The sequence below is a fragment of the Methylobacterium oryzisoli genome (assembly GCF_046557895.1).
Classification (GTDB): Bacteria; Pseudomonadota; Alphaproteobacteria; order Rhizobiales; family Beijerinckiaceae; genus Methylobacterium; species Methylobacterium oryzisoli.
The window spans coordinates 18,377-35,610 of record NZ_JBKIBX010000055.1; the positions used below are offsets into that span (position 1 = coordinate 18,377).

Consider the following 17,234-nt stretch of genomic DNA (forward strand, 5'->3'; position numbering starts at 1 on the left):
GTCAGCCCGCCCCTGCCTTGCCGGCGATACGGTGCTGGGCGACCCAGATCCGGGCCTGCGCGATCAACGTGCGGATCTCGGCGGGCCCAGGGCCGTGAGCGTCGTAGGCCTTGCACAGCAGACGGTGCATCGCCGGCGCATCGAGGGTCTTCCCTCCGCTACCGGCGAGGAAATCCGCCCATATCGCACCGCTCAACGGCGCGACCTGCTCGCGCGGGAAGGCCACGAGCGCCGCCCGCTTCATCACCTCCGAGACCCGTGCGACGGCATCCGCATCCGGCTGGGGCGAGGCCGCGATGGCGTCGAGTTCCGCGAGCGCCGCGCGACGGTAGGCATCGTCGCGGTGCCGTCTCCACAGATCCCGCAGGAGAAGGGCCAGCATGGCCGCAAGCCCCGCCGCCACGATCCAGGCGCCCGGGGCCGGGGGCCAGAACGCGACCGGGGCCGGCAGCGCCAGGTCCCGCAGGTCCTCCAGGCTGCCGGGATCCGGGTTCATGGGGATATTTCTCCGACGCGCGAGAGACGCCGCTCGGTCCTTCTCCCGATCAACGCCTGCAACTGGGTCGCGACGTCTTCGGCGGTCGAGACCGGAAGCACCGGAATGGCTCGCCGGCGCGAGAGCGCGCTCAGGCGCTCCCGCCACGCCGCGCGCTCGTCCGCGTAGCGGGAGCGCAAGCGTCCGGAGGAGGAATCGACCTCGACCTGTGCCTCGCCCGAGCTGAACACCGCGGAACCCACGTCCGGCAGCTCCAGTTCGAGCGGGTCGTGGACATGGACCGCCAGGACGTCGTTGTGGGCCGTGAGGCCGGTGACGAGGCGCGCGGTCTCCGCGTCCTCGCCCGCGGCGTCGGTGACGAGGCAGACGAGCCAGTCGTGCGTCGCCACGCGCGCGGCCCGGCGCAGGGCCTCGTTGAGTTGCCCATCGGCCCCCGGAGAAGCGGCCCCGGCCCCCAGAAGCCCGTTTCGCCGTGCGACCTCGGCGATGACCCGGACGGCCCCAATCTCCCGTCCCTTCGGTCTCACCTCGGTCATGTCGGCATCGCCGAACACGATCGTCCCGACGCGGTCGCCCAGCGACGTGACCCGCCAGGCCGCCAGGGCTGCGACCTCGGCGGCCACGACCGACTTCATCGCTCGGCGGCTCCCGAAGAACATCGTGGTGCGCTGGTCCACGAGAAGCAGGACCGGCCGGTCGCGCTCCTCCGAGTAGACGCGGACCTGCGGCGCGCCGAGGCGCGCGGTTGCCGGCCAGTCGATCGCCCGGGTGTCGTCACCCGGGACGTAGTGGCGCAGCTCCTCGAAGTTCAGGCCCCGTCCCCGCAGCCGGGAGGCGTGCCGGCCCGAGAGCAGGCTGTGAACGGGCTGCCGCGGCAGGAAGCTGAAGCCCTTGGCCCGATGCTTCAGCCGCAGAAGCGCGTCGAGGCCGACGTGGGCGCGCGCCGCGGTGGACGGCGTCCCGCCCGTCCCGCGCCCCCGCCGCTCGACCATCCGCGCCATCGTGTGCCTCTCGTCAGGCCGCCACCACGACCTGCCTGATCACCTCGTCGAGGACCCCATCGGCCGTCACGCCGTCCGCGCCGGCCTCGTAGCTGAGGGAGACCCGGTGCCTCAGGCAGTCATGTGCCACGGCCTGAACGTCCTCCGGCGTCGCGTAGTCGCGCCCGCGCAACCACGCGGTCGCGCGCGCGCAGCGGTCGAGCGCGAGCGAGCCGCGCGGGCTCGCGCCGATGGCGACCCAGGCCTTCAGCTTGTCGCCGAACTCGCCCGGCCGGCGCGTGGCGGCGACGAGGCCGACCATGTAGGCCTCGACGGCGTCCTTGGTGATGACGCGGTCGATCTCGGCCCGGGCGTCGAAGATGGTCTGCTGCGGGATCGCCGGGGGCCTGGACGCCGCTGCGCCGGCCGGGACCTGCTCGGACCGCACGAGGCGGAGCACCCGCACCTCGTCGGCATCCGACGGGTAATCGATCCGGACGTGCATCAGGAACCGATCCATCTGCGCCTCGGGCAGCGGATAGGTGCCCTCCTGCTCGATGGGGTTCTGGGTGGCGAGCACCATGAACAGGGGCGGCAGGTCGTGGCGCGTGCCGGCCACCGTCACGTGGCGCTCTTCCATGGCCTCCAGCAGGGCGGACTGCACCTTGGCGGGGGCGCGATTGATCTCGTCGGCCAGCACGAGGTTCCCGAAGACAGGACCCTTGCGGAACTCGAACTTGCCGTCATCCCGGAGGATCTCGCCGCCGGTGACGTCCGATGGCAGGAGATCGGGCGTGAACTGGATGCGGCTGAAGTCGGATTCGAGGTTCTTGGACAGGCTCTTGATCGCCCGTGTCTTGGCGAGGCCGGGCAGGCCCTCGAGGAGCACGTGGCCGTCCGCCAGGAGCGCCATGACGATGCGCTCGACCACGCGCTCCTGGCCGATGATGTCTTGGTTGATGCGGGCCTGCAGGTCGAGGATGGCGGCGCGCGCAGCCGATCCGGTGCCCCCGGCATCCCGTGCCTGAACGTCCTGCAACATGCCGGTGCGCTCCCGGCACGAGTGTGGACCAGCCGGCGCCCAAGTCAGCCCCAAGTCAGCCCCAAGTCAGCCCCAAGTCAGCCCTGTTACCGTTACAGCCTTGCGCACCGGCGGCCGGCCGCGAAGTCAGCCGAAGGGCCAGACCGGCGCGCGGACGATGACCAGCCCGATCATCGCGTTTCCGTTCATCGCCGCGCTGGTGCTTTTCACGACCGCATTGATCTTCCTCCTCTTGGAGATCCGGCTGTCGGTCGGGGACATCGCCCGTCTCCAGCAAGCCTTCGGCCGCGCGAGGGAGCAAGGGGATCGACGGCCCTGACCGGGCCTCCGGTCCGCTTCCGCTTCCTCCGCTCGCCGATCGAGAGGCGAGGTCAGAACTTCGCCGCCACCGGCTTCGGTTCGGCCGCGGCCTTCGGTGTGGGCACCCACAACGGGAAGGAGACTTCCAGGAAGCCGACCGTTCCCTGGAAACGATTCTCGACCTCGACCTCGCGCAGCACCTTCACGCGGGCCGTGACGGGAATGTGCCCCGCCAAGGCGGTCAGCCCGAGCGTGCCGCCCACGGCCGTCGTCCGGCCCTTGAACGGCCCGAGGCGTGCGCCGGGACCGCTGTCACCGGTGAGCTGCTGGTAGTGGGAGGCGATGACGCCGACCGACAATTCCTTGGTGAGGTATTTCGAGGCCGAGACGTCGATGTGGAACTCGTGGCCCGTGGTGTACCGGGTGGACGGGTTCGTGCCGTTGAGCGTGAAGCCTGCCGCCGCGGAGAGTTCGATGCCGATGGTCGGGTCGAGGTAGGTCGCGGCGGCCGAGATGTCGCCCAGGTAGCGGTTCAGCGCGATGTTCGAGAGCTGTCCGGGTTCGTAGCCCCCGGCCGGGATGCTGACCACGCCAGCCAGCTTCCAATGCCAGTGGCCGGAGTGCCAGCCGAGCGAGGCGGAGACGATGGGGTCGCCTGGGTTCAGGGTGGCGTCGCCGACGCTGGCGCCCGCGGGCCGGCCGAGCGCCTGGTTCACGAGCGGGCCGTTGATCAGAACGCCGGCCCGCACGGCCGGCTCGCCGAAGGGCATGACGAGGGCGAGGGCGAGGTCGCCGTCGAGGATCTTGACGGGCGTGACCCACAGCACCGTCGCGAAGTCGGCGACGATGTTCACCTTGGCATCGGCGATGATGTTGCCGCCGAGCTGGGTGGCGCGATTGCCCCCGAGCCGGCCGTTGTAGAAGTACGTCGTGCTGTCGAAGTACAGGCCTTGCGGGGGAACCACGCCGCCCAGCGGAACCGCCTGTCCCTCGATGTAGAAGCTCAGGCCGCCCTCCGCGGCCTTGACCGAAGGGTTCGCCGCGAGGAGCGCACCCAGAGCCACGCCCCAGACGAGGTGACGCACGACGTCCCGCATGCCTGCCCCCAACGCACTGTCCCGAGTGCAGCATTCCGCAAACAATCCGGAACAAGATCAGGGAACAGGCATGGGCACGCCGTGTAAACCCTGGTTCCACAAGATCCTGAACCAGTATGACCTTCCTGCCACATCAGGGTTCGGTCCTGCGCTATTCGACCGGCATGATACCGTTACAGGCTTGACAGTGGTCAAATCTGGCGGAGGGCGCGGCTTGCAGGCAGGCGGCTGGCAAACCCTGCCGGCCCGAGCCCTCATGATGGCAGACACCGATCGTGCGGTGCGCGGGTCGGGCAGCCGACACCGAGGCTCCTGCGGTGAGGGCCGACGAGCCGGAGCCGCCGTCCGCAAGGGCGTGATCGGCATCTACCGCCCGCGCGCCGCGCCCCGGAAGGCGCGCCGCAGCCGCTCCCCACCCCCGGGCCTCACGCGCAGGTGCGGGACGATCAGCCTGTCGAAGGCGAATGCGACCTGATCGTATTCCTCGCCGCACCCTTCGGCCCGCTCCTTCGGCAGGTAGCCCTTGGCAACGACGTAGCCGAAGCGTTTCTCGTCCGACCCGTAGGCCAGGCAGGCGAGGTTGTAGAAGCGCTGCCAGGAGAAGCCGTGGACGTCCGCGAAGCCGCCATGGTCGATCGGCTCGGACTTGCCCGTCGTCGCGAAGAAGTAGGCGCTCCCGTTGACCACCGTGCGGGCCTCCCTGCCACCCAGCTGGAGCAGGGCGTAGGACGCCAGCTGATCGGCCGCGTCCTCCTCGCGCCCGAAGATCGGCACGCGCAGCAGGTCGAACAGGGCGTGCCCGCTCTCGTGCATGAGGATCTGCGCGACGGGACCCACGATCGCGTCGTGGTGGGACACGCCGGCGGGTGATCGGGTCTTCGGCGCGACCTTGTGGACGCCGGCGACCAGCTCGTAGCAGAGCGTGACGCTCCGGCTCTCGGGCGCGTACCAGGCATTCGGTTCCCCGGCGCATTCCTTGAGGCGGTACGTCAGGCGGGTCGGCAGGCGGGCCAGGCCGACGATGGCGCCGACACGCTCCAGGACGCGCTGCCGCCGCATGGACTCGTAGATCTCGCGAAAGGCTGCCTTCTTCGGAGCCTCGTAGACGACACGGATGCAGTCGGATCCCGCCCGGACCGGACCGCGCGCTTCGGCAGCCTCGATGGGAAGGACGAGGCCCAGGAGCGGGAGGGCGAACCAGCGGCTCGGGCGGCGGCTCACGAGCGCCCATCCCGCGCCGCCATGGCAACGCCCGCCATCGCGCGCGGCTCGGTCGGCATCAGGGACGGCAGCCGCCGCGTCCATGTCCCAAGGCACCGGTCGCGACCGCTCATGGACGAGCTTCCGTCCGAAGGATGCAGCGGAACCCGATGTGGCTGGTCGAGGTGTCGACCGGGTGGGGGTGGCGGGCGGCCGGGCGGTAGCGGCGGCAGTAGTTCGGCGCGCAGAGATGCGAGCCACCCTTCACGACCCTGCGGGGGATGCGGATCGCGGGCTGGGCCGGGTCGTAGCTGCCGTCCTCTTGGCCACCGCGAGGATTCTGCGGGATGCAGCAGGCCTTCGCCGCGTCGGCGGGATGCTTCGGGACGTAGAAGTCGGTCGTCCACTCCCAGACGTTGCCGGTCATGTCGAACAGGCCGTAGGCGTTCGGCGGGAAGGCCGTGATCGGGGAGGTGCGCTCGTAACCGTCCTCGGCGAGGTTCTGGTGCGGGAACGCGCCCTGCCAGGTGTTGGCCATGTGCCGCCCACCCGGTGTGAATTCGTCGCCCCAGGCGAACTCCGCCCCGTCGAGGCCGCCGCGGGCCGCGAACTCCCACTCGGCCTCGGTCGGAAGGTCCTTGCCGGCCCAGGCCGCGTAGGCCTCGGCGTCCGCATAGGCGACGTGCACCACCGGGTGCTCGTCGAGCCCGGCGATGGAGGAGCCCGGCCCGTAGGGCCGCCGCCAGTGCACGCCGAACTTGAAGCGCCACCACGCGCTCCAATCCCTCAGATCGACAGGACCCTTCGGCGGCTTGAACACGAGGGACCCCGCCTGGAGCATGTGCGGCAACGCGCCGGGATAGTCGACCGGGTTCGGCTTCCGCTCGGCCATGGTCACGTAGCCCGTCGCGCGCACGAAGGCGCGGAACTGCGCGTTCGTCACCGGCGTCGGATCGACCCAGAAGCCATCGACGCGGACCCGGTGGACCGGCGCTTCCTCCGGGTAGTGCCGGTCGGAGCCCATGCGGAACGTGCCTCCGGGCACGAAGACCATGTCCCGTACCGCGCCCGGAGCGGTGGTCCGGTTGAGAAGGGCCGGCTCCGTCATCGATCGCTCCGTGGCGCGGGCGGGAAGACCGCCTTCCATGCCCGTTCGATGTCGACGACCGTCCACCCGCGCCGCCCCGCCTCGTCGAGGGCCTTGTCGAGGCGGCCGACGTGAGACCGGCGGTCGTAGGCGTACTCGCGCTCCGCGTCGGTGTGGTGGACGAGGCCGAGGAAGCGGGGACCGGTCCCCGCGGCCGTCCATTCCAGCATCTGCAGGTCGCCGTCCGAGTTGCCGAAGGCCAGGATCGGCTGGCGCCCGATGAACCGGTTGATGCCGGACGGCTTGCCCGGCCCGTCGTCGATGAACTCGACCCTGGGCTCCTTGATCAGCACGGGCTGACCGTCGGGCCGGATCTCGAACGTGGTGACGCCGGACGAGCCCACGACCTGTTCGGGCGGGATGCCGTAGGCGCGCTGTGCGAAGACCCGCATGAACTCGACCCCGCCGCCGGAGACGATGAAGGTCTTGAAGCCGTTGGCCCGCAGGAAGGCGAGCAGTTCCAGCATCGGCTGGTAGACGAGGCTGTCGTACGGCCGCTGGAAGCGCGGATGCCGCGCGGTTCGGAACCACTCCGCCACGAGGGCATCGAAGGCGGCGGTCGTCATGCCGGCATGGGTCGCCGCGATGATCTCCAGCAGACCCTTCTCGCCGGTGGCGGCGACCGCCGTGGCATCGCCCTCGATGACGCCCTTGAACGGCTGCGTGTCCCGCCACTCGGGGTGCGCCCGGGCGAGGGCCCTCACCCGATCCATGGCGAAGGCCACTTGGAAGTAGACGGGCTGCTCCGCCCAGAGCGTGCCGTCGTTGTCGAAGACCGCGACGCGGTCCGGGGGCGCGACGAAGTCGTGGCCGCCGGCCGTGGTGACGCGCCCGACGAAATCCAGGATGGCCTGCTTCGGGCCGCCCTCGTTCCAGGACGGCAACGGGTCGCCCTGGGAGCGCGCTGCGCCCACCCAGGGCGGTCCCGCCAGGATGGAAAGGACCGCCGCGGCTGCAAGCCAGAAGCGGCGGCTGAAGGTCCCAGTCCGGGAGGACATCGCCAGCCCCCATCCACGCTACTGATGATGCGCATCCGTCATACGTTGCATCTTCTCGATGATCTGATCGACGCTGAAGCTGGCCGCCCGTTGGCGGGGCGGGAACTCGCGGAACGTTGCGAGGAACTTGGCGACCTCCTCCTGGGCGGCGAAGATCAGGTAGGGCTGCGAGAGGAACCAATCGTAGTAGGTGTTCGAGGTGACATCCGCGCGCTCGTACGGATCCGCCCGCAGGTCGAACAGCTTCGGCATGCGAAGCGTCGTGAAGGGCTCGGCCCAGACCCGCATCGTGCCCGGCGCGCGCTGCTCCTCGAACACGATCTTCCAGTTCTCGTAGCGCATCGCCACCAGGTCACCGTCGTCGTTGAAGTAGAAGAACTTGTTGCGGGCGCTGCGGTCCTGCTGCCCGGTGAGGTACGGCAGCTGGTTGTACCCGTCCAAGTGAACCTTGAAGCTCTTCGCCCCGGCCGTGTGACCTTTCAGGAGCTTGCCCGCGATGTCGGAATCGCCCGCGGCAGCCATGAGGGTCGGCAACCAGTCGAGGCCGCTGACCATCTCGTTCGAGACCGATCCGGCCTGGATGCGGCCCGGCCAGCGGATGATGCAGGGCACCCGGAAAGCGCCTTCCCAGTTCGTGTTCTTCTCGCTCCGGAAGGGCGTCATCGCGCCGTCCGGCCAGGAGTTCATGTGCGGGCCATTGTCGGTGGTGTAGAGGACGAGGGTGTCGTTCGCGATGCCGAGGTCGTCGAGCTTCTTCAAGAGCTGCCCGATGTGTCCATCGTGCTCGACCATCCCGTCGGCATACTCGGTCCGGGCGGTGAGGCCCGGAGGACTCCGGCGAGTCTCCGCGACGTGGGTGCGGAAATGCATCCGGGTCGCGTTGAACCAGCAGAAGAACGGCTTGCCGGCGCGGACCTGGCGTTCGATGAAGTCCATCGCGGCGGCCGAGGTCTCCTCGTCGATGGTCTCCATCCGCTTCTTGGTGAGCGGACCGGTATCCTCGATCTTGCCGTCCGCCGACGCCCTGAGGACGCCGCGGGGGCCGTACTTCTTGCGGAATGCGGGGTCGCGCGGGTAGGTCCGCTGCTCGGGCTCCTCCTCGGCGTTGAGGTGGTAGAGGTTGCCGAAGAACTCGTCGAAGCCGTGGTTCGTCGGCAGGTACTCGTCGCGGTCGCCGAGGTGGTTCTTGCCGAACTGTCCCGTGGCGTAGCCGAGCGGCTTGAGGAGCTCGGCGAGAGTCGCGTCCTCCTTCTGCAAACCCACGCTCGCCCCCGGAACGCCGACCTTCGACAGCCCCGTCCGCAGGGTCGACTGCCCCGTGATGAAGGAGGAGCGGCCGGCCGTGCAGCTCTGCTCGGCATAATAGTCGGTGAACATCATGCCCTCGCGGGCGAGGCGGTCGATGTTGGGCGTGCGGTAGCCCATCAGGCCGAAGGTGTAGGCGCTGATATTCGACTGCCCGATGTCGTCGCCGAACATCACGAGGATGTTCACGGGCCGCCCTGAGGAGCCGGCCCGCGCGGGCGCGGGCTGCGGGGCCGGCGCCGGGGCCTGGGCCTGAGCGCCCGGCGCGGCGCTCATCGTGGATGCGGCCAGAGCGGTCCCCCCGAGGAGCATCGCGCGGCGGCTGAGCGCTCGGCTTGCATCCTCATCAACGACGTCGGTCGGCCGCCGGATGTCGCTCATGGTCCTCTCCTGAAGGATAGATCCTGGTCATGGGCCCGGCTGCGCATGGCATGAGCCCGAACCGGACGTGTCGGCACTCCGTTTGCTCTTGGATCATGGTGCAACTCATCGTGGCGGCATAAGGCGTTCGACTTCCTTCAACCGTTTCAGCGCTTCCTGCTGTCGCAGGAGACCGTAACCGATGCCGCTGGGATTGAGTGTGCTGCCCTCCTGATAGGGATAATCGCTGAAGTCGGAGAAGAATTCTTTGACCTTGGCCTGGATAGGAACGAGAAGCCAAATGTTTCGAGCGAGAAATTCGAGTGCGCCCCCACCCTCCTTCATGGCTCGCTCGTAGGGATCCATCCTCAGGTTCGTGATCAGCGCCCAACCCGGCCGTTCGCGCGTCGCCGTCGCGATATTGCCTTCGCTCGCGATGGCGAAGCTCAGCTTCCAATCGTTCCAACGGATCGCATTCAGGTTTCCGGCCTGGTCGAAATAGTACATCACATCGCGCGGCGGCGTCCTGGCGCCGCCTTTCAGGAGATCCGTGAGATCATAGCCGTCCAGATGCACCTTGAAGGTCTTGGTCCCGGACTGGAAGCCGGACTTCATTTTTTCCTTGAGGTCCGGAATGCCCGCGGCCGTGGCGAAGGTCGGCATCCAATCCATCAGGGTCACGATGTCGTTGATCTGCGAGCCCGGCTTCACGACACCCGGCCACCGGACCATCATGGGAATGCGCATGCCGCCCTCCCACGTCGTGCCCTTCTCGCCGTGAAACGGGGTCATGGCGCCGTCCGGCCAGAGGGCCAACTCCGCTCCGTTGTCGGTCGTGTAGAGGACGATGGTGTTGTCGGCGATGCCGAGGTCGTCGAGTTGCTTCAGGAGTTCGCCGACATGCCCATCGTGCTCGGCCATTCCGTCCGCCTCGATACCCTTGCCGGTTTTACCGACACTCTCGGGCTTGAGGTGCGTGAAGACGTGCATGCGGGTCGTGTTGAACCAGACGAAGAACGGCTTGCCGGATCTGTGCTGGCGGTCGATGAAGTCCTTTGTCGCGGCAAGGAATTCCTGGTCGACGGTTTCCATGCGTTTCTTGTGCAGGGGTCCGGTATCCTCGATGCGGCCGTCGGCATGCGAATGGATGACACCGCGAGGACCGTATTTCCTCCGAAACTCCGGATCTTTGGGATAGAAATATCCCTCCGGCTCCTCTTCGGCATTGAGGTGGTAGAGATTGCCGAAAAACTCATCGAAGCCGTGGTTCGTCGGCAGGTGCTGATCCTGGTCGCCGAGATGATTCTTGCCGAACTGGCCGGTGGCATACCCCCTCGTCTTCATGACATCGGCGATCGTCGGCATCCAATCCGTGATCCCATGCGGATCGCCGGGCATGCCGATGGTCAGGAGGCCGGTGCGGAAGGGTTCCTGCCCAAGGATGAACGAGGCCCGGCCCGCGGTGCAGCTCTGCTGGCCGTAGGAATCGGTGAAGATCGCTCCCTCGGCGGCGATGCGGTCGATGTTCGGCGTGCGATACCCCATCAGCCCCATGGTGTAGGCGCTGATCTGCGATACGCCGATGTCGTCGCCGAAGATGACCAGAACGTTCGGCGGCTTGGCCGATGAGCCTGCTTGCGGCGGGGCGGCCCGCTGCGGTTGCGTTGGTTGCACCTGAGCCTCGGCGCCGAACGGCGTGCCTGCCGCCAGCGCGGTGCCGGCCAGCAGGAGCTTTCTCCGGCTAAAAGCCGTGCTCTCGGCAGCGCCGGATTCCACGCTTCCCGCTTCGTGGCTCATGGTGTCCTCCTTGCTGACGCCTCGGACGCCGACATGGCGAGATCGGATATCGACGGGCTCGGCCCGGGGCCGAGCCCGGTGGCGGAAGCGAGCCTTGACCAAGCCTGATCGGCACCGGCTGAGGGTGGGTCGGCGCGGCCAATCACCGGTGCGGCCGGCGCGCTGCCGGTGAGCTGGGTCGAGGGCTGCTCACCGAACCGGCCTCACCGCGTTCCTGGCCGGCTTCCCGCGCGTCCCGCATGCCCTGTGGGATCCCATCGGACGGCAGGCTCGCTGCGTCGGTCGACGATGCGCGGCGGCGCCAGGGCGCCCGCTTGCGTCGGATGCCTCCACCTCGGTTCGGGCGGTCGCCGTCCCGCTCCGGGTGGCTCGTCCGGTGCTCCCCGGGAGCGGGTCCCCAGCAGCGTCCGCTCGTCGCAAAGACTTCGCATCCGGGCCGCTCCGTCGGACCAAGGAAGCGCGGGCTCACCGACCTTCAGCTGCATTGCAGCTGCATCGGCCCGGCTTCGGCGATCCTCCTCACGGCGGGGCCTCGGTGTCATCCCTGTTACCGTTACAGCGGTGACACCCTCCGGGACCGGCGCTCTAGTCACCTCAACGGTCGCGGCTCACGAAGTGCGGCGCGGTGGTCAGGACGCTGGCGCGACCATCCGCCCGGGCGCACCGGCTCACGCTGGAGGACGCGCGATGCGAAGCAGGAAACTGGTGGCCCTCCTTGCCGTGGCCTGCGGGGCCTGGCTCGGGCTCGGCGCGATGGAGAAGGGCCGGGTCGGCGTCGACACCGCGGAGGCAGCGGGCGGCTGCGGCATCGGTTTTCACCGCGGGCCCTACGGCGGATGTCGGCCGAACGCCTACGGCGGCTATTACGGCGGGCCCGGCTACGGTTACTACCGGGGAGGCGGCGTCTACGGTTACCGGGGCGGCGCCGTCTATGGTCGGCGCGTGTATGGCGGTCGGGTCTACGGCGGTCGCGGCGTCTACGGACGTCGGGCGGGCGGCTTCTACGGCGGACGGGGTTTCCACGGGGGCGGCCGCTTCCGTCGGTGAGCGGCGATCGATGAGCCGTGAGATCGTCCGAATACTTGCGCGAAACTTTCTTGCCTGTGAAGCAATCGGTGATCGTCGATGAAATGTTCAGCTTCGACACTGCTGACAGCCGGCATCCTCGGCGCAACGGCGTTCGCGAGTTCACCGTCGGCCGACGCGCCCTACGCCTTCACGGCAGGATACCCCACCCCCCAAGCGGCGGCCCAGGCCCGGACCGATGCGGACTTCGCCCGCGCGGTCACCGCCTACCGCTTCTGGTATCCCACCGTCTCGGTCGAGGGCATCTTCAACGGCAACCGGGCCGCCGGCATCGCGGACAACCGGGGGATGGGCATCGCCGCGGCCGGCCCGCGGCAGGTCGGCTTCACCCTCAACTCCGACACGCCCTACGGCTCGGCCGCCCTCGACCTCTCGCAGGGGCCGATGGTCATCGAGCTGCCTCCCGGCCCCTACATCGGTCTCGTCGACGACCACCACCAGGGCTGGGTGCTCGACCTGGGGATCCCCGGGCCGGACGGCGGCAAGGGCGGCAAGCACGTGGTGCTCCCCCCGGGCTTCAGCGGCGAGGTCCCGGCCGGCTACTTCTCCGGCCGGTCCCTGTCGAACAAGGTTCTGCTGGCGGTGCGCGCCCTGCCGGTCGGCGCGGACGTGCCCAAGGCCATGGACGCGCTGCGCGCCATCAAGGTCTATCCCCTGGCGGAGGCGGGCCAGCCGAAGCCGCTCCGCGTCGTCGACACCACCGAGATCGCGATGGACAGCACCTCCCTGCGCTGGGAGGACAACATCCAGTTCTGGCAGGTGCTGCACCGGATCGTCGAGGCCGAGCCGGTGGTCGAAAAATTCCTGCCGATGTACGGGCTGCTCGCCGCGCTCGGCATCGAGAAGGGGAAGCCCTTCGCGCCCGACGCGCGCATGACGGGCATCCTCGAACAGGCCGCTAGGACCGGCCGCGACCAGCTCCTGGTCTCGGCCTTCGCCAGCAACCGGCCCGACCGCTTCGCCTGGCCCGACCGCACGTGGGAATGGGCGGGCCTCGTCCCCGGCAGCGCGCAGTTCGAGACCGCGTCCGGCATCGACTTGGAGGCGCGGGACCGCTGGTTCGCCCAGGCCATCGTCACCTCGCCGGCCATGTTCCGGCGGTCGGCCGGTGCAGGTTCGCTGTACTGGCTCGCCGCCCGTGACCAGGCGGGCGCCTACCTGGACGGCGCCAAGAGCTACAAGCTCACGATCCCGCAGCCCGTGCCGGACAAGCTGTTCTGGTCGGTCACGATCTACGACGCGCAGACGCGCTCGGAGGTTCAGACCGACCAGGGCAAGGCGGCCCTGCGGTCGCTGTTCGAGCTGAAGGATGTTTCCAAGTCCGAGCCGACCGAGCTGTACTTCGGGCCCGCGGCGCCGGCCGGCCAGGAGGGGCGGTGGATCAAGACCGTGCCCGGACGCGGCTGGTTCACCTATCTCCGCATCTACGGCCCCGAGCAGGCGGCCTTCGACGGCCATTGGAAGCCGGGCGATCTCACCGAGATCGAGTGAGGCTTGCGACCACCTCTCCTCACCGGAGCCGGGCGTCCAGCGTTCGAGAGACGGAGTTCCCCCATGCGGCAGATGCACGAACGCTCGGCATCCGCGCTGCGCCGGACCGTTGGCGCCGCGATCGTCCTAGCCCTGGGGGTCGCGACGGCGTCCGCACAGGCACGGAGTTCCTCCGCCGAGGATCTCGCCCGCCGCGCCGTGGAGCGACGGGCCGTCGAGGCCGTGATCTGGGGCATGCCCGCCGTCAACGCGGACCTGATGCTCCAGGCCATGCTGGAGAGCACGAGCGCCAAGCCGAACGAGGTCGTGTACTGGTCCCGGCCGGTCAACTGGAAGAACCAGACGCTCACGCCCAACCCGGACTCGATCTACTTCATGTCGTTCTGGAACGTGAAGGAGACGGGACCGCTGGTCATCGAGATCCCTCCCGCCCTGGGTGGATCGATCGCCGGCAACATCGTCAACGCTTGGCAGATGCCGCTCGAGGATGCCGGCCCGGAGGGGGCCGACAGGGGTGCGGGCGGCAGGTACCTGATCCTGCCGCCCGGCCACAAGGAGCCGCCGCCGACGGGCTACATCCCGCTCCGGTCGGACACCTACGGGGGCTTCGCGTTGCTCCGCTCGAACCTCGCCAGTCACGGCGACGCCGACATCGCCAGGGCGGTCGCCTACGGCAAGCGGGTGAAGGTCTACCCGCTGGCGCAGGCGGCGCAGGCGCCCGAGACGCGGTTCACCGACGCCTACGACGTGCTGTTCGACGCCACCATCCGCTACGACGCCAGCTTCTTCGGCCATCTCGACCGGGTGGTGCAGGGCGAGCCGTGGCTCGACCGCGACCGGGTCATGATCGATCAGCTCAAGACACTCGGCATCGAGAAGGGCAAGCCGTTCACGCCCGACCCGGCGATGCGAGCCCTTCTCACCGAGGCGGCCCGTGAGGCGCAGGCGCTGCTGTCGCGGCGCTACGACGAAGGCTTCCCCGTCATCAATCCCGGCATCCGATGGTTTCCGGCCGCCATGCAGGAGGTCATCCGAGCGGTGCAGAGCGGCTATGCCGACCGCGACGCCTACCCGGTCGATGCGAGAGGCGTGACCTACACGCTGGGCTTCACCGGCATCAAGCGCCTCGGCACGGCGCAGTTCTACCTGATGGTGAACAAGGACAAGGACGGCAGCGCCTTCGACGGTGCCGCGACCTACCGCCTCCGGGTGCCGCCGGACGCCCCGGTGCGGCAGTACTGGTCGGCGACGGCGTACGACCGCGACACCCACGCCCTCATCCGCGACCTGCCACGCGCGAGCGTCGCCTCGATCAGTCCCGGCATGCGGACGAATGCGGACGGGTCGGTCGACGTCTACTTCGGCCCGCGAGCACCGGAGGGCCGCGAGGCCAACTGGGTGCCGACGGACCCGAACCGCAAGTTCGAGCTGCTGTTCCGCCTCTATGGCCCCGAGAAACCCCTCTTCGAGAAATCCTGGAAGTTGCCGGACGTCGAAAAGATCTCGACGCGTTGATTGTACGCCAACCATGCATCTCGGGGTCGGAGCTCTTCTTCGTCCGTCACGTGGACGCTTGATTGACCATATACTTGGTGCACCTCCCTATTTGGTGCAGTCCAGACATGCGCGGCGCAGCCTCCGGCTCCGCACGCTTGAGCGAAGGCGGCTTCCGCATGGCGAAGCAATCAGTCGGAAGCCGTACTGACACGGTTTCCCGGCGTCCGCCGTTTCGGAGGTCTCTCGCGGCATGGGCGTCAGCGGGGGCGCCCACCCGGGCGGTGAGGGATCGGTCACTTGACGCGCAGGCTCGTTCGCATGGCGGGAACCAGCAGATCGAGGTCCGCGTGCAGCCTGTCCAGCGCATCGCGGATGTCGATCACGGCGCCGATCTGACCGGCCCGCATGCGCTTGAGCACGGGTGAGCCAAACTGCCTCCGGTGCGGAAGCTCAGCTGGCAATCCAGCGTACTTGTTACAGGTCGAACAGTTTCCGCACAGATTTGATTTTTGTTGCTGTCTATCGTTGGGTTTGACAGTAGGCTTGGCCGTGCTTATGGTAAGCACCCGAAGAATACATCGCCTCAGGGATGGGGCGCATCCGTAGATCTGCGTCTCGACAGACTTGAGCTCTGGTGCGGGCAAGATGTATTGCGCGAGATGAGCGCTGTCGACTTCGCGACCGGGAACAAGTGCCTGCTGTTGTTTCGGATCGACAACGATCCCGAGGGAGGCGCACCGTGAAGCACATGACTGCCCTGCGTCATGCCTTGATCCTGCTCGGTGTCGCCGCCCGGAGCGCGGTCCGCGGAGCCCTGATCCCGTCCAAAGCCGTGCGGCCGCACGCCATGCCGGGTTCGTGACCGTTACCGGGATCGCCCTGATGCGGCCCGCCTGAGAAAGCCAGTCCCAGGAGGCAGTCATGAGTGTCACCAGACGGATCTTCACCGCCGGCGCCGCCACGATCCCGCTCGTCGGATCGGGCCTGCCCGTCGCTCGGGCGCAGACCACGGCGCAGGATGCGCCGCTCATCGGCAACAACGCGGGGGCGGATCCGCTGGACCTGGCAACGGACGCCTACATCTACGGCTACCCGCTCGTCACCATGGAGTTGACCCGGCGCGTCCTCACCAACGTGGCCGCGCCGGAAGGCAAGAATGCCCCCATGGGCCAGTTCGCCAACCTGCGAGAGTACCCGGACGCGAAGTTCCGAGCGGTCACGGCTCCCAACGCCGACACCCTCTACTCCAGCGCCTTCGTCGATCTCGGCAAAGAGCCTCATCTCCTCAGCATTCCGGACGAGGACGGGCGCTACTTCCTCATGCCGATGCTGAGCGCGTGGACCAACATCTTCGCGGTGCCCGGCAAGCGCACGACCGGGACCGGGCCGCAGACCTACTTCATCGCCGGTCCGGGCTGGAGCGGCAGCGTGCCGCCCGGCGCCAAGCTGATCCAGGCCCCGACCAACCTGATCTGGATCCTCGGCCGGACCTACTGCACGGGCACGCCCGAGGACTACAAGGCCGTGCATGCGCTGCAGGACCAGTACCGGCTCATTCCTGCCAGCGCGGCTGGACGATCGTACACGCCGCCTGCAGGCCGGGTGGATCCGAGCGTCGACACCAAGACGGCCGTGCGCGAGCAGGTCAACCGCCTGGACGCGACCGCCTACTTCAACCTCCTGGCCAGTCTGATGAAGGACAACCCACCCTCGCTCGCGGACGGGGTGGCGGTCGCCAAGATGGCCTCGCTCGGCATCGTGCCCGGTCGGCCCTTCGATCCGGCAGGCCAGCCGCCCGCCGCCCGGGAGGCGATCGAGCGCGCGCCGAGAGAGGCCGTCCCGCGCATCATGGGGCACCTGAAGGCGACGGGCCAGCATGTGAATGGCTGGACCTTCACGACCGATGGGGGCGACTATGGCAAGGATTACCTGCAGCGCGCCTTGGTGACGGCGGTCGGGCTCGGCTGCAACCTGCCGCAGGATGCCGTCTATCCTCTGACCACCGTCGACGCTGCAGGCCGGCGGCTGAACGGCGCCTCGAAGTACGTGATGCGCTTCCCGGCCGGCGAGCTGCCGCCCGTCGACGGCTTCTGGTCGCTGACGATGTACGACGCGGACTACTTCTTCGTCGACAACCCGATCAACCGTTACTCGGTGAGCCCGCGCGACAGCCTCAAGGCCAACCCGGACGGCTCGGTCGATCTCTTCATCCAGACCGAGAGCCCCGGTGCGCAGCGGGAGTCGAACTGGCTGCCGGCCCCGAAAGGACCGTTCGTCCTGATGCTGCGGACCTACTGGCCGAAGGACGCCGTGCTGAACGGATCGTGGGCGCCGCCGCCGGTCACGCGCAGCACGAGCGCGACGCTCTAACTACCACCTCGGAAGTCATGCGGCAGCACCGTCACGCCGCTGCGCCGCCACAGGGGCGGGCGGCAGCG

Annotated in this window: 15 protein-coding genes; 4 read left to right on the forward strand and 11 right to left on the reverse strand. The window is 68.6% G+C overall.

Going from position 1 to position 17,234, the window contains the following annotated elements; genetic code table 11:
- Window position 1: 1 nt before the first annotated feature.
- From ACKUB9_RS30575 to ACKUB9_RS30620, 10 genes are all read right to left on the reverse strand, one after another.
- Window positions 2-496: a DUF4381 domain-containing protein gene (locus tag ACKUB9_RS30575; protein ID WP_407529962.1), complete on the reverse strand. Its 495-nt coding sequence runs from the start codon at window positions 494-496 to the stop codon at window positions 2-4.
- Entirely contained in the window at window positions 493-1,497 is a 1,005-nt protein-coding gene (locus tag ACKUB9_RS30580; RefSeq protein ID WP_407529960.1) for a DUF58 domain-containing protein, read from the reverse strand. The genes ACKUB9_RS30575 and ACKUB9_RS30580 overlap by 4 nt, the downstream gene beginning before the upstream one ends.
- Before the next feature lie 13 nt (window positions 1,498-1,510).
- Complete coding sequence (locus ACKUB9_RS30585) at window positions 1,511-2,518, reverse strand: AAA family ATPase (protein WP_407529958.1); 1,008 nt, start codon at window positions 2,516-2,518, stop codon at window positions 1,511-1,513.
- A gap of 126 nt (window positions 2,519-2,644) precedes the next feature.
- Window positions 2,645-2,779, reverse strand: coding sequence for a hypothetical protein (locus ACKUB9_RS30590; RefSeq protein ID WP_407529956.1), 135 nt, complete (start codon window positions 2,777-2,779; stop codon window positions 2,645-2,647).
- A gap of 110 nt (window positions 2,780-2,889) precedes the next feature.
- A complete protein-coding gene (locus ACKUB9_RS30595) occupies window positions 2,890-3,915 on the reverse strand; it encodes a SphA family protein (protein WP_407529954.1) in 1,026 nt (341 codons plus the stop codon).
- A gap of 366 nt (window positions 3,916-4,281) precedes the next feature.
- On the reverse strand, window positions 4,282-5,136 hold the full coding sequence (locus ACKUB9_RS30600; RefSeq protein ID WP_407529952.1) for a DUF4344 domain-containing metallopeptidase: 855 nt from the start codon (window positions 5,134-5,136) through the stop codon (window positions 4,282-4,284).
- A gap of 109 nt (window positions 5,137-5,245) precedes the next feature.
- Entirely contained in the window at window positions 5,246-6,223 is a 978-nt protein-coding gene (locus ACKUB9_RS30605) for a formylglycine-generating enzyme family protein (protein ID WP_407529950.1), read from the reverse strand.
- The gene (locus tag ACKUB9_RS30610) at window positions 6,220-7,260 is read right to left on the reverse strand and encodes an HAD family hydrolase (protein WP_407529949.1); all 1,041 of its coding nucleotides are present in this window, start codon (window positions 7,258-7,260) and stop codon (window positions 6,220-6,222) included. Before ACKUB9_RS30610 ends, ACKUB9_RS30605 begins: the two co-directional genes overlap by 4 nt.
- Before the next feature lie 18 nt (window positions 7,261-7,278).
- On the reverse strand, window positions 7,279-8,946 hold the full coding sequence (locus tag ACKUB9_RS30615) for an arylsulfatase (protein ID WP_407529947.1): 1,668 nt from the start codon (window positions 8,944-8,946) through the stop codon (window positions 7,279-7,281).
- A gap of 105 nt (window positions 8,947-9,051) precedes the next feature.
- Entirely contained in the window at window positions 9,052-10,722 is a 1,671-nt protein-coding gene (locus ACKUB9_RS30620) for an arylsulfatase (RefSeq protein WP_407529946.1), read from the reverse strand.
- A 687-nt stretch (window positions 10,723-11,409) separates the two neighbouring features.
- Here ACKUB9_RS30620 and ACKUB9_RS30625 point away from each other — a divergent pair.
- The 3 genes from ACKUB9_RS30625 (at window position 11,410) to ACKUB9_RS30635 (ending at window position 14,814) form a co-directional block, all read left to right on the forward strand.
- Window positions 11,410-11,769: a GCG_CRPN prefix-to-repeats domain-containing protein gene (locus tag ACKUB9_RS30625; protein ID WP_407529944.1), complete on the forward strand. Its 360-nt coding sequence runs from the start codon at window positions 11,410-11,412 to the stop codon at window positions 11,767-11,769.
- Between the two features lie 78 nt (window positions 11,770-11,847).
- Window positions 11,848-13,299: a DUF1254 domain-containing protein gene (locus ACKUB9_RS30630; protein ID WP_407529942.1), complete on the forward strand. Its 1,452-nt coding sequence runs from the start codon at window positions 11,848-11,850 to the stop codon at window positions 13,297-13,299.
- Window positions 13,300-13,371: 72 nt separating this feature from the next.
- On the forward strand, window positions 13,372-14,814 hold the full coding sequence (locus ACKUB9_RS30635) for a DUF1254 domain-containing protein (RefSeq protein ID WP_407529989.1): 1,443 nt from the start codon (window positions 13,372-13,374) through the stop codon (window positions 14,812-14,814).
- Between the two features lie 275 nt (window positions 14,815-15,089).
- Here the strand turns inward: ACKUB9_RS30635 and ACKUB9_RS30640 are convergent, their stop codons facing one another.
- The gene (locus ACKUB9_RS30640) at window positions 15,090-15,215 is read right to left on the reverse strand and encodes a hypothetical protein (RefSeq protein WP_407529941.1); all 126 of its coding nucleotides are present in this window, start codon (window positions 15,213-15,215) and stop codon (window positions 15,090-15,092) included.
- A 502-nt stretch (window positions 15,216-15,717) separates the two neighbouring features.
- On the opposite strand from ACKUB9_RS30640, the gene ACKUB9_RS30645 reads away from it, so the two are divergent.
- Window positions 15,718-17,166, forward strand: a complete 1,449-nt coding sequence (locus ACKUB9_RS30645) for a DUF1254 domain-containing protein (protein WP_407529939.1) — start codon at window positions 15,718-15,720, stop codon at window positions 17,164-17,166.
- Window positions 17,167-17,234: the final 68 nt, after the last annotated feature.

Bases quoted from the DNA above. Each gene is read 5' to 3' on its own strand.
- ACKUB9_RS30610 (WP_407529949.1), bottom strand. From the start codon at position 7,260: ATGTCCTCCCGGACTGGGACCTTCAGCCGCCGCTTCTGGCTTGCAGCC.
- ACKUB9_RS30575 (WP_407529962.1), bottom strand. From the start codon at position 496: ATGAACCCGGATCCCGGCAGCCTGGAGGACCTGCGGGACCTGGCGCTG.
- ACKUB9_RS30615 (WP_407529947.1), bottom strand. From the start codon at position 8,946: ATGAGCGACATCCGGCGGCCGACCGACGTCGTTGATGAGGATGCAAGC.
- ACKUB9_RS30595 (WP_407529954.1), bottom strand. From the start codon at position 3,915: ATGCGGGACGTCGTGCGTCACCTCGTCTGGGGCGTGGCTCTGGGTGCG.
- ACKUB9_RS30635 (WP_407529989.1), top strand. From the start codon at position 13,372: ATGCACGAACGCTCGGCATCCGCGCTGCGCCGGACCGTTGGCGCCGCG.
- ACKUB9_RS30605 (WP_407529950.1), bottom strand. From the start codon at position 6,223: ATGACGGAGCCGGCCCTTCTCAACCGGACCACCGCTCCGGGCGCGGTA.
- ACKUB9_RS30590 (WP_407529956.1), bottom strand. From the start codon at position 2,779: ATGTCCCCGACCGACAGCCGGATCTCCAAGAGGAGGAAGATCAATGCG.
- ACKUB9_RS30620 (WP_407529946.1), bottom strand. From the start codon at position 10,722: ATGAGCCACGAAGCGGGAAGCGTGGAATCCGGCGCTGCCGAGAGCACG.
- ACKUB9_RS30585 (WP_407529958.1), bottom strand. From the start codon at position 2,518: ATGTTGCAGGACGTTCAGGCACGGGATGCCGGGGGCACCGGATCGGCT.
- ACKUB9_RS30625 (WP_407529944.1), top strand. From the start codon at position 11,410: ATGCGAAGCAGGAAACTGGTGGCCCTCCTTGCCGTGGCCTGCGGGGCC.
- ACKUB9_RS30645 (WP_407529939.1), top strand. From the start codon at position 15,718: ATGAGTGTCACCAGACGGATCTTCACCGCCGGCGCCGCCACGATCCCG.
- ACKUB9_RS30630 (WP_407529942.1), top strand. From the start codon at position 11,848: ATGAAATGTTCAGCTTCGACACTGCTGACAGCCGGCATCCTCGGCGCA.
- ACKUB9_RS30580 (WP_407529960.1), bottom strand. From the start codon at position 1,497: ATGGCGCGGATGGTCGAGCGGCGGGGGCGCGGGACGGGCGGGACGCCG.